The following is a 12,366-nucleotide window of genomic DNA, read 5'->3' as shown; positions in this document are numbered from 1 at the left end:
TTCGAACCGGGGACATACAACAAACGATCCGGAACAGGCCTTCCACCTGAAAATTGAAATATATGGGGCTTTTATCACAAAATTAAATTATGACGGAAATTTTCTTCTATGCATTTGAATTTTGGGAAAATAGCCGCTAAATTATCATATTGTTTTATAAAAGTTTGTCATTAAAATTTAGGTAGTATTATGAAAATCTACTTTTTATTCAAATATATAGATGAAGAATATATCTGCAATAATATATATGCCGAAGAGGAAGGGAAAGTTATTAACTATTCAGTTGAAGAGGACTATATTGTAAAAACCGAGGACCCTGCAGTTAAAAGCCTCTCACAGCTGGAAGAAAATTATCAGGCTAAAGCAAAAGGGAAGAAGGGCACTAAAACTACAGCAAAACAGGAAAACCCTCCAAAACTGATAGTAAAAGAGTTTGACGACGTCAGGGAAGCTCTCTACTTCCTTGAAGATACACTTGAGGATTTTAATGAGGATATTCCTGCCAGAAGAAAACTCCTTCCCATTGTAAATCCTTATGACCTCGATTTCGAGGACGACAGCAGCGATTACTCCTCCTACGGAGAATCCGACGCCGACCTGGAAAAAGAGGGCTTCTTTGAGGATGATGACGCTATGGACGGATTTGGCCCCGACGAGGATGACGATGAGGATGGCTTCGGCCCGGATTACGACGACGACGACGAGGACGACAGATACGGTAAATACTGAATTATGTAAATTCTCAATTATGTAATTTCTTAAATTAATCGCGCTGAAAATCCTGCCCCTTTTGTCCTCTCAAGGCAGGATTACAGTTTTTTATGAACCATTATGAGCGGAATTCTGCTCATAGTCAATATCCATAACCCGGTCTTAAATGAAATCCAAATTCCTTAAAAAATATCCGATCCTTGACTACTTCTTCATTTTAATTGGTGCCTCTATTATGGCCATGGGCATAGGTGTCTTCCTTGTCGATGCTCAGGTCGTCCCCGGAGGCGTCAGCGGCCTTTCAATGGCTATACATTACCTTTCAAATGGCACAATACCTGTCGGCCTTATGATGTGGCTCCTTAATATGCCGCTTTATGCCTGGGGTCTTAAGGAACTGGGAAAGAGATTCGGCATAAGAACTTTCTACGGCTTTACACTGAACTCTTTCTTTATTGATTTTTTCCGCGGTGACGTGCCCGGCTTCAGATTTATCAGACTGCAGGATACACAAACCATACGCGACCTGATGCAGCACGACTTCCTCTTCCTCATACTTATCGGCGCGGTAATGCTAGGCATCGGACTCGGTATTATATTTAAGTTTAAGGGCACTACGGCCGGAAGCGATATCGTTGCTGCTATTATGCAGAAACGCTACGGCTGGAAACCGGGGCAGGCAATAATGTTTACTGATTTCTTCGTCATTGCTATTGCAGGCTTTATTATAGAAATGAAACACCTTTCACCCTTAAGACCGGCCATGTCACTTACACTTTATGCTTTCTTCCTGCTTTTCGTCTCAAGCAAGCTGGTGGATTTTATTGTGGACGGATTCGATTATGCCCGTATGGCCTATATTATTTCGGATAAATCTGATGAAATTGCAAAGATCATTATGAATGACTTCAGCCGCGGGGCAACGGGACTTAAGGCTCACGGGCTTTATAAAAATATTGACCGCGAGATCATTTTTACCGTGGTTACCTTTAAGGAAATTCCGGAGCTTACGGAGGCTATACATGAGGTGGATCCCGATGCCTTCATGATCATTGGCGACGTGCATGAGGTCCTGGGAGAAGGCTTCAGACGAAGGATTTAACCCCCCGGATATGGGGAGTTTTACACTGGTTTTATGCATGAATTCTTCAGGGGTAAGTGATTTTAGTCACTTGCCTTTCTCCTCTGAACTGTATACATTATACATGTGTTGATTTAAGGTTTTGATAAAAAATGAGTGTGAATTTTCTCTTAAAGGCTTGACATTATTTTTTAATCAATATATATTGCCGTCATGAAAATTAAAGCAACTATACTATCCGTCATTTTCGCAGCTTTTTGTGCAGGCACCTTAATTGCAGGGGCCTATATTTTTGAATTTTCTGTAAAAAATGAAGGAGAAAATATAAAAGTTGAATGGAAAACTACTTTAGAAAGCAATCTCCAGTATTTTGCAATCGAAAGAAAGGCCGGCAATAGCACAGATTTTCACGAGATAGCCAGAGTTTACCCCAAAGGCAGTAACTCTTATTATTCGTATACAGACCAGTCCGCATACAAACCAACTGACAGTTTTTATTCCTATCGGCTTGCAATTTATGAAAATGGTGGAACAGTTAATCATATCGACCCGCAGGGTATTTCGCATTCAGTCTCAGGCGTTAAACGTACCTGGGGCAGCATCAAAGCAATGTTCAGATGAAACGCATTCTCTGTACTATTCTTTCTTAGATCTGCAGCTTTTCAGATTCCTCAAAATGACCGGATTTCTTTCTTTTATTCTGTTTGCCCTGCTCTTTATACAGTGCTCCGCTCCCGCAAGATATAACAAAACCCGTTTTAGACCTAATAACGAATCCTCTTTAGTCCGTGTCCTTTTGGATGATGACATTCAGAAGAAAACCGTATCTTTTGATGTTCCCGTCGTCTTTAGAAGCGGGAATGATAAAGTGCTGGATATAGAGGCGGGTGAAAAGTTCTCTCTTTCGGCTGAGGAAGGTGGAATAGCTTTGAAACTGGGAAGGAAAAAATATTCCTTAAGCCTCTGCGGAATTCAGCCTAAGTCAGAGGCTGAGTACCTGACTTATAAAGGCAAATCCTATTTGGGGAGCTTCTCCGTGCTGAACTCTAAGGGGAAACTTCTCCTTGTAAATTCACTCGGTCTGGAAGACTACTTAAAAGGCGTCCTTTTCTCAGAGATGGGCGTGGCCTCTTCTAGGGAAGAGGACCTGGAAGCCCTGAAGGCATTTGCCGTCTGCGCCAGGAACTATACGGTAATGAAGCTTAAAGAGCCGGGACATGAGTTTGACCTTTATTCCGACATCCGCGACCAGGTCTACGGGGGCTATCATCCTTCAAAAACACTAATAGACCGCGCGGTTGATGAAACCCGGGGGCTCATTCTAAAGTATAACGGGGAGCCCGCAACTGTATTCTATTCTTCTTCATGCGGGGGAAGGACTGAAAATGCAGACTATGTATTCAGACAGAAGAATATCCCTTACCTTAGGGGAGTAGATGAAGGGGATGAGGATTTCTGCAGTATTGCTCCGGGATATGAATGGACTGAAAGCTATTCGCAGCAGGATATACTGAATTATCTTACGGGCGCGGGATATATAAAAAAAAGCGGCTATACCATAAATAATATTGAAATTAAAAGCAGGTTCGACTCGGGCCGCGTAAACGAACTCGCGATTTCTTTAGTGGACAGGCAGGGAGTGCCTCTGGAGGTTGTAATTGTAGGAAATAAAATCCGCTACGTCATTAGATCCAGGGCGTCTAAAAGCCTTCTTAGAAGTACAATGTTCGACATAACTCCCGTCTATGAAGACGGCAGCCTCCTGAAGGTTGCTTTTCAGGGGCGTGGTAACGGCCATGGCGTGGGCTTATGCCAGTGGGGCTCAATCGGGCAGTCGAGGAAGGGCCGGAAGTTTGAGGACATTCTTAGCTTTTATTTTCCAGGCACAGAATTAGGTGAAATAGAACAATGATAAAGACAAATATTCCTGTTTACCTCGCTTCAAAGTCCCCGAGAAGAAAGCATCTTCTGGAACTTTTGAACCTTAAGTTTGAAACTTTCAGCGTTGACTTAAATGAGGAGATACTGGACGGGGAACACCCGGTTAAGACCGTAAAAAGGCTTTCTGAACAGAAACTCATGGAAGCGCGTAAAAAAATCTCAAAGGGGATAATAATTACGGCCGACACAATTGTGGTACTTGAGGAACAGATCATTGGTAAACCAAAAGATGAAGCCGACGCCGAAAGAATCCTCAAATCCTTAAGCGGAAAGACACATGCTGTCTATACAGGCTTTGCCGTCTGCAACACTGAAAAAAATATTACACTCATTGAATACGAGAAAACACTCGTTACTTTCCGTCACCTGGAAAAAGAAGAGATAGTGGACTATATTAAGTCGGGAAGCCCGATGGATAAGGCCGGGGCATATGGAATACAGGACGACTTTGGCGCTGTCTTTGTGCGCCGCATTGACGGCTGCTACTATAACGTTGTAGGCCTGCCTTTGACACGCCTCTACGATACATTAAAAAGAGTTATTTAAGAGGACAAAGTGCTGGAAAAAGTCAAAAAGAACATATTCCGCTCCCTTGCCGTTGCAGCAATCCTTTACCTGGCATTTACCATATATGCAGATTACAGAAGCGTGATCTCGGCATTCGCAAGATTCAACTGGCTCCTTTTGCCCCTCCTGCTCCTGCTTACTTTTGTGAACTACTTAACAAGATTTTATAAGTGGGATTATTATCTTAAAGTGCTGAAGGTCAGGATCTCTAAGGTGGATTCCTTTGCAATATTTATGTCGGGACTCATAATGAGCGTTACTCCCGGAAAGATGGGGGAACTCTTAAAGTCCTACCTTGTCAAGCAGGTATCCAACGAGCCTATCAGCAAAACCGCGCCGATCGTAATGGTTGAAAGGATTACCGATTTTATTTCACTCGTTCTTTTGGCCCTCATAGGCGCCTATGTCTTTAATTACGGGCGCATAATTGTAATAGGCACAGGAATATTTTTCATACTGGTTACTCTTGTAATAAGCCATAAGAGGCTTTCTTTTTACCTGATTGACTTAATTGTAAGAGTCGGTGTTCTTAAAAAACACGGAGCCAGGATCCGTACGGCGTACGAAAGTGTTTACCTTCTGCTTCGCCCATGGCCATTGACTTATATGGTCGTTATCAGCTTTTTTTCCTGGTTCCTGGAGTGTTTGGGTTATTACATAATTCTTTTTAATTTTGGACTTCATTTTAACATCCTCTGGCCTACATTTGTTTATACATTCTCCACTATTGCCGGTGCCATAACGATGCTGCCAGGGGGTCTGGGTGTTACAGACGGCTCATTGACATTTTTATTGATAAGAAACAAAGTACCCAAAGACATTGCCGTATCTTCTACCTTTATCGTAAGGGCAGTTACGCTTTGGTTCGCAGTCTTAATTGGTGTCTTTAGTGTCTCATTTTATCAACATCGATATGGTAATATATCTGTTGAAACTTCAATAAATAACTCATAGGAGAATTCGCCATGGCAAAATTTAAGAATATCAGCATCCCCAGCGAAGGTGCTAAAATTACCATCCAGAACGACAAACTGGTCGTTCCCGATAACCCGGTCATCCCTTTTATCGAGGGCGACGGCACAGGTCCCGATATCTGGAAAGCTTCAAAGATAGTCTTCGACGCTGCAGTTGAAAAAGCGTATAAAGGTAAAAGAAAAATCTCGTGGATGGAAATCTATGCCGGCGAGAAAGCAACTAAAGTTTATGGGAAAAACCAGTGGCTCCCTAATGAAACAATTAAGGCAATCGGGGAATTTGTTGTTGCAATCAAAGGCCCCCTTACAACCCCGATCGGCGGCGGAATCAGAAGCCTGAACGTTACCTTAAGACAGAAACTCGACCTGTTTGCCTGCGTAAGGCCGGTTAAATACTATGCCGGAACCCCGAGCCCCATGAAACGCCCCCAGGACCTCAATATCGTACTCTTCAGGGAAAATACTGAAGACGTTTATGCCGGTATTGAATTCAAGGCAGGCTCTAAGGAAGCAAATAAGATAATTGAAATGCTCGAAAAGGACCTTAAGAAGGAAGTCCGCCCGGATTCAGGTATCGGCATAAAGCCTATGAGCGAATTCGGCTCAAAACGCCTCGTTAAAAAGGCAATCGACTACGCCCTGGCTAACGGTAGGAAAAGCGTTACCCTGGTCCATAAAGGCAACATAATGAAGTTTACAGAAGGCTCATTCAAGGAATGGGGCTATAAGGCTGCCAAAGAAGACTACGCAGACGTAATTGTAACTGAAGAAGAACTTTCTTCAAAATATAATGGCAAAATGCCCGAAGGCAAACTCCTTATTAAGGACAGAATTGCAGACAGCATGTTCCAGCAGCTCTTGTTAAGACCCAGTGAGTATGACGTCGTTGCAACACCTAATCTTAACGGCGATTACCTTTCAGACGCCGCAGCAGCACAGGTAGGCGGCCTTGGTATTGCTCCGGGCGCAAACATCAGCTACCACGTCGCTCTTTTTGAGGCGACCCACGGAACAGCTCCCAAATATGCCGGACTGGATAAGATCAATCCCGGTTCAGTCATTTTGTCGGGTGTAATGATGTTTGAATATATGGGGTGGAATGAGGCTGCAAAGCTGATTGAAAAGGCAATGACCAAAACCATTAAGTCAAAAGTTGTGACCTATGACTTCGCACGCCTTATGACGGGCGCAAAAGAGGTAAAATCTTCAGAATTTGCGCGTGCAATTGTAGATAATATGAAGTAAATTTGATATAATATAAAATAAATAAGTCCACTTTATCCATTATGTTGATTTTCAAAAGTGGACTTCTTATTTTAACAAAACTATTAAAATTGAGGAGGCACCATGTCCAGAGATAACGGTCTGGGAAAAGGATTATTAATAGGTTTAATAACCGGTTCAGTTGTAGGTTCAATCGTCGCTCTCCTGTACGCTCCTAAAAGCGGCAAGGAACTCAGACGCGACATTAAGGACAAAACTGACGAATTTATGGGGGAGGCTGAACAGTACCTTGCCGACGCTAAGGTTAAAGCCGTGGAACTTATCAACGATGGGAAAAAAAAATCTGAAAAGCTGATTTCTGACGCCAGAGTTAAAGTAGAGGGCTTGCTTCAGGATGCAGAGAAGGCTCTTGATAATGCAAAGAATTTGGCCGGCGACGAAGGCGACAAGCTCAAAAGCGCTTTCAAGGCGGGGCTTGATGCATACAGGAACGAACAGAATTCTTAAAATCCGAAAAGCAACTATTTTTTTCTGGCTGCGTTATTCTTAAGATGCAGATCTGTTTGATTTTAGAGGATGAGTCTAATTATTATCTAACTTAAAGCCTCGTCATTAAGGCAGGGAGATTGAACTATGGATACAGCGTTGAATATCTTTCTGATTATTTTGCTGATTGCGGCATCAATTCTGTGCATTTATCTTATAATTACCCTTAAACAGGTTACAAAGACAATTGCGGCCCTACAGAAGGATGTCGAACAGATAAAGGGAAATGTGGAACCTATTCTTGCCAACGTTAACATTATTACAGGCAAGGTGGCCCTTGTTACCGAAGAGGTTGAATCTGTTATTTCGGCAGTAAAAGTATTAATCGAAAACTTAAAGGATAAAGCTGAAGATCTTCTGGACAAAACTAAACGAATCAAAGCAAGTGTGGGAGATAGTCCGGGGGGAGATGTTTTCAGGAAAGTAGTTGGAATTTCCCGCGGAATATCTGCCTTTTGGGGTACTCTAAAAAATAAATAAATTAAGGGTAAATTTTAATTTAGTGGAGGTCTCACTTGAAAGAATACGGATCGGATTCTATCCGGAATATTGCGTTCATCGGTCATGGCGGAAGCGGTAAAACTTCTCTATCTGAATTGATTCTGTTCACTGGTGGTGAAATTAATCGTATTGGCAAAATTGAAGAAGGTAATACGACTTCGGATTATAATGCCAACGAAATCGAAAGACAAATCTCTATTTCTGCTACTCCTCTTCATATCGAATGGAATAATACAAAAATCAACATTTTAGATACACCCGGTTATTCAGACTTTATTGGGCAGGTTAAAAGCGCTCTTCATATAGCTGATACTGCTGTGGCTGTACTGAAATCTGCCGAAGGTGTTGAAGTCGGCTCAGAGGCTACATGGAACTTCGTAAAAGAATATAACCTGCCTGCTGCTGTTCTTATCAATAAAGTTGATAATGAACACTCCAAGTTCAGCCAGACAATTGAAATGGCAAAGGAAAGATTGTCGCCCGACGTTACTGCAGTTACAATACCTGCAAAAGAAGGTGTAAATTTTGATACTGTTATTGACCTTATCAGTATGAAAGCTTATACCTACGGACCTGCAGGAAGTAAAAAAGTAACTGAGTGCGATATTCCCGGCGATATTAAGCCTGAGGCTGAAGCAATGAGGGAAGCCCTTATTGAAAAAGTTGCTGAAAGCGATGAGGACCTGCTGAATAAGTTTTTTGAAAACGGCACTCTTACTGAAGACGAACTCCAGAAGGGGCTCAAAACCGCTGTCATGAAAAACGGCATCGTGCCCGCTTTTGCAGTCAGCGCCCTTAAGGGCGTGGGTCTGAATAACTTCCTCGACTTTGCAGCCAAATATTTCCCTTCACCGGCCGAAAGGGATAATGTTGAAGGCAAGTTTAAGGATAAGGAACAGAAGGTTAAGGTTCCTGTAGACGATAAGGCTGAACCTGTGCTTTTTGTATTTAAGACACTCTCTGAGTCACACGTGGGCGAACTTTCAGTTTTTAAGGTGTTCTCGGGCACAGTCCAGGCAGGCCTGGATCTTATGAACGAAAACAACGGCAAGACTGAAAGATTAAGCCAGCTTTTCTTCCTTAACGGAAAGAACAGAAAGGACGCTCAGAAAGTCCACGCCGGCGACATAGGTGCAGTAGTTAAACTGAAGGACACCCATACAAATAATACATTGTCCTCAAAGAATTTCCCGGTTATACTTACCCCGATCAAATTCCCGGATGCTATTATAAGCAGCGCAATTATACCCAAGGCCAAGGGCGATGAGGACAAGATCTCGGCCGGCCTGCATACGCTGCACGAGGAAGATCCTACATTCAGCGTAAAGTTTGATCCTGAACTGAGCCAGACTATAGTCTCAGGCCAGGGCGAACTTCAGCTTTCACTTGCCGTAAAACTCCTTAAGGACCGCTACGGCGTGGATGTGGATCTTGCCGAACCCAGGATCCCGTACCGCGAAACCATTAAGGGAATCTGCGAAAACGTTGAATATAAACACAAGAAACAATCAGGCGGACGCGGCCAGTACGGTCACGTTGTAATGAAGCTTGAACCCGTACCGAGAGGTACCGGCTTCGAATTCGTTAACGCCATCGTTGGCGGCGTTATTCCAGGAAGGTTTATCCCTGCAGTTGAAAAAGGTATAATTGAAACAATGCAGAAGGGTATTCTTACAGGCTCAAAGGTAATTGACATCAAGGCTACTTTGTTCTTCGGTTCATACCACGACGTGGATTCAGATGAAATGTCGTTTAAGATCGCTGCCTCCCAGGGCTTCAAGAAAGGCTTCATGGAAGCCAAACCTGTTCTCCTGGAACCGATCTACGAAGTTGAAGTAACCGTTCCAGAAGAGTTCATGGGCGACGTTATGGGCAACCTCTCCAGCCGCCGCGGCAAGATCCTCGGCATGGATTCAGAAGGCCCCTTCCAGATCATTAAGGCTAACGTTCCATTGTCTGAACTCTACAGGTACTCAACTCACTTAAGAAGCCTTACTTCAGGTCGCGGACTCTATAAGATGAAGTTCGCTTTCTATGAGGAAGTTCCCAAGGAAGTTGAAGCAAAGGTTATCGAAGAATACAAGAAATCAAGAGAAGAAGAGTAATATCTTTTGTCCCGGTTTTTCCAAAGGCGGAGGAAATTCTCTTCCGCCTTTTTTATTATAGAATCCCAATATTTTTGAACTTAAATTAAGAAGAAGTGCATTATGAGGTCTGAAATGGACAAGCTCTGGTCTCCCTGGAGATCACTCTATATAGATTCTTTTAAGGAAGAAAAAAAATCCCAGGGCTGCATCTTCTGCAGCCAGCAGGACGCCGACGTAAACGACATGAATAACCTTGTGGTCTATAAGGGGGAACTGACGTTTGTTGTCCTGAACCTTTACCCTTACAATAGCGGACACCTTATGGTTGTGCCCTACAGGCATACAAGCGACTTTAAGAGCTTTTCCAGGGAGGAAAATCTCGAGATTATGGAAAACCTCCAGCTCGCAAGCCGGGCGCTTGAAATTGCAATGAAACCCCACGGATTTAATATGGGGGCAAATATAGGCAAAGCCGCAGGAGCCGGAATTGACCAGCATATCCACTTCCACCTAGTCCCGAGATGGAACGGGGATATTAACTTTATGCCAGCAATTGGCGAAGTGAAGGTGATTTCACAGGACCTCCTGGAAACAAAGAAAAACCTCCTCAAAGCCTTTAATGAACTGAAAAATAAATAATGCCCGAAATCTTAATTGCTCCAAACAGCTTTAAGGAGTGCATGGATTCTGCAGGCCTTACGCACCTGTTCCATGAAGCGCTCCAGGATGAACTCCTGAACAGGTATAAAACCAAAGACTTCCGGTTCATAGATAAACCTGTCTCAGACGGAGGCGACGGGTTTCTCCAGGTATGCATCGAGAATTTCAACCTTAAGAAAGTGGAACTGAAAGTTAGTGCTCCTTTTCAGGATGATAGTATAAGTACCTGCTACGGATATTCCAGGGAAAATAAATCCGTTTACATTGAGTCAGCCGACGTGCTGGGGATGAAACTCATTCCTGAAGAAAAAAGACATCCTCTTAAGTTAAGTTCAAGGGGGCTTGGTGAAATGCTCCTGCACCTGAAAAATGAAAAAATTTCAGGTGAAATGGACATTGAAAGGGTGATTATCGGTATTGGCGGCACCGGAACAAGCGATTTTGGCATCGGTATGTGTTCTGCCTTAGGCTTAAAACTCCTGGACGGTTCAGGAAAAGAACTTAATGCAGTCCCTGAAAATTTCCTGCTTACAGAAGAAATTATTTGGGTAAACCCCGGCCTTAATTTTAACATTGAGATAGTTCTTGACGTCGATGCGCCTCTGCTGGGAGAAAAGGGAGCTGCACGCATTTTTGCTCCGCAGAAGGGGGCAACCCCTCATGAAGTGGAAAGGCTTGAAAAGGGTCTGGAAAACATTGTACGAATACTTGGTAAAAAGAAAAATACAGGGGACCTTTTGGGTGCCGGAGGCGGCCTGGCAGGCGGTCTGCACTTTTTCCTGGACGGTAAGTACAAGTTCGCCCGCGACTTCCTAAAAGAAGACCTGGGCCTGAATAAAAATAAATTGAATCCCGACCTTATCATTACCGGCGAAGGATCATTCGACTCTCAATCCATGATGCAGAAGGGGGCTTTCCTGGTAATTGATGAGTTTATGCCATCAGGAGCCCTTCAGTTTATCTGTGCCGGCATAATTAAACAGATACCGCAGGAACTGAAGAAAGAAAACATTAAATTTATTGAAATTTCGAAGTTTTTTCATACGCCGGAAGAATCCATGAGAAATATTGAAAAGGGGGTGCGCCTGGCCTCTGAAGAAATTTTGAAATTTTATTTTAGAAACAAAACATAGATTAGAAATAGGCTACAGAATTTTTTATATTCAGGTACCTAAACTATTCTTGTTTGGAGTTAATTTAGAACTAAGTTTTTGGATGAGAAATAATAAATGAAAGAATATCTTGACCTGGTTAAACTTGTGATGGATGAGGGCACGCGCAAGCCTTCGCGCACAGGTGTAGATACAATATCTTATTTTGGAGCTTTTTACCGCGTGGACCTCTCGAAGGGTTTTCCGCTTCTTACAACAAAGAAAATGATGTGGAGCTCGCTTCTTTATGAAGTCCTCTGGTATTTGTCCGGAGATAACCACATCAGGAACCTGAGGAAACATACAAAGATATGGGACGCCTGGGCTGACGAGGATGGAAACCTTGAAACGGCCTACGGCTACTACTGGAGGCATTTTCCGAGTGCCGAGAAAGACAAAGAGGGTAACTGGAAGGTTACCGAGATCGACCAGATTAAGTACGTTATTGATACACTCAAAAAGGACCCTTACAGCAGAAGGCTCATTGTAACTGCCTGGGAACCGGGCAACGCAACAAAAAGCAAGCTTCCCCCGTGCCATTACACTTATGCTTTTAACGTAAACGACGGAAAGCTCAACTGCCACCTTACGCAGCGCTCGGGCGATATTGCCCTCGGCATTCCGTTTAACCTTGCCGCCTACTCGCTTTTAACGCAGATAATTGCGCAGGAAGTGGGGCTTGAGCTCGGATACTTTGCCCATACGATCGTTGACGCACATATATATGTAGCCGACAAGGGCAGCGAGATGGAAAAGTACGACCACCTGGAAGGCTTGAAAGAACAGCTGAAAAGAAAGCCTTTACCCCTGCCTCAGCTCATAATTGCAAAAAAGCCGATTGATGAACTGACATTTGACGACTTTGAGCTCAGGAACTATCAGCACCTGGATAGAATCAAATTTGAAGTGGCTGTTTAACAGGA

At 43.4% G+C, this 12,366-nt stretch carries 13 protein-coding genes; all 13 read left to right on the top strand.

Going from position 1 to position 12,366, the window contains the following annotated elements:
* Positions 1-189: 189 nt before the first annotated feature.
* A complete protein-coding gene (locus HF312_00950; protein MCU7518749.1) occupies positions 190-729 on the top strand; it encodes a hypothetical protein in 540 nt (179 codons plus the stop codon).
* Positions 730-877: 148 nt separating this feature from the next.
* Positions 878-1,813 carry a YitT family protein gene (locus HF312_00945; protein MCU7518748.1) on the top strand — a complete coding sequence of 312 codons (936 nt, stop codon included), beginning with the start codon at positions 878-880 and terminating at the stop codon, positions 1,811-1,813.
* 192 nt (positions 1,814-2,005) lie between these two features.
* The gene (locus tag HF312_00940) at positions 2,006-2,413 is read left to right on the top strand and encodes a hypothetical protein (protein MCU7518747.1); all 408 of its coding nucleotides are present in this window, start codon (positions 2,006-2,008) and stop codon (positions 2,411-2,413) included.
* Between the two features lie 55 nt (positions 2,414-2,468).
* The gene (locus HF312_00935; protein MCU7518746.1) at positions 2,469-3,704 is read left to right on the top strand and encodes a SpoIID/LytB domain-containing protein; all 1,236 of its coding nucleotides are present in this window, start codon (positions 2,469-2,471) and stop codon (positions 3,702-3,704) included.
* Complete coding sequence (gene maf / locus HF312_00930) at positions 3,701-4,279, top strand: septum formation protein Maf (GenBank protein MCU7518745.1); 579 nt, start codon at positions 3,701-3,703, stop codon at positions 4,277-4,279. Before HF312_00935 ends, maf begins: the two co-directional genes overlap by 4 nt.
* Positions 4,280-4,288: 9 nt before the next feature.
* Positions 4,289-5,254, top strand: coding sequence for a flippase-like domain-containing protein (locus HF312_00925; protein MCU7518744.1), 966 nt, complete (start codon positions 4,289-4,291; stop codon positions 5,252-5,254).
* An 11-nt stretch (positions 5,255-5,265) separates the two neighbouring features.
* Positions 5,266-6,519 carry an isocitrate dehydrogenase (NADP(+)) gene (gene icd / locus HF312_00920; GenBank protein MCU7518743.1) on the top strand — a complete coding sequence of 418 codons (1,254 nt, stop codon included), beginning with the start codon at positions 5,266-5,268 and terminating at the stop codon, positions 6,517-6,519.
* A 102-nt stretch (positions 6,520-6,621) separates the two neighbouring features.
* Positions 6,622-7,005: a YtxH domain-containing protein gene (locus HF312_00915; GenBank protein MCU7518742.1), complete on the top strand. Its 384-nt coding sequence runs from the start codon at positions 6,622-6,624 to the stop codon at positions 7,003-7,005.
* Positions 7,006-7,131: 126 nt separating this feature from the next.
* Positions 7,132-7,524 carry a DUF948 domain-containing protein gene (locus tag HF312_00910; protein ID MCU7518741.1) on the top strand — a complete coding sequence of 131 codons (393 nt, stop codon included), beginning with the start codon at positions 7,132-7,134 and terminating at the stop codon, positions 7,522-7,524.
* Between the two features lie 35 nt (positions 7,525-7,559).
* On the top strand, positions 7,560-9,650 hold the full coding sequence (fusA, locus tag HF312_00905) for an elongation factor G (protein ID MCU7518740.1): 2,091 nt from the start codon (positions 7,560-7,562) through the stop codon (positions 9,648-9,650).
* 114 nt (positions 9,651-9,764) lie between these two features.
* On the top strand, positions 9,765-10,271 hold the full coding sequence (locus HF312_00900; GenBank protein ID MCU7518739.1) for an HIT domain-containing protein: 507 nt from the start codon (positions 9,765-9,767) through the stop codon (positions 10,269-10,271).
* Positions 10,271-11,425, top strand: a complete 1,155-nt coding sequence (locus HF312_00895) for a glycerate kinase (GenBank protein MCU7518738.1) — start codon at positions 10,271-10,273, stop codon at positions 11,423-11,425. Before HF312_00900 ends, HF312_00895 begins: the two co-directional genes overlap by 1 nt.
* Before the next feature lie 96 nt (positions 11,426-11,521).
* The gene (gene thyA, locus HF312_00890; protein ID MCU7518737.1) at positions 11,522-12,361 is read left to right on the top strand and encodes a thymidylate synthase; all 840 of its coding nucleotides are present in this window, start codon (positions 11,522-11,524) and stop codon (positions 12,359-12,361) included.
* The last annotated feature ends 5 nt before the right edge of the window (positions 12,362-12,366 follow it).

The organism is Ignavibacteria bacterium (assembly GCA_025612375.1).
Lineage (GTDB): Bacteria > Bacteroidota > Ignavibacteria > Ignavibacteriales > SURF-24 > JAAXKN01.
This window is presented reverse-complemented; position numbering and strand designations above follow the sequence as displayed.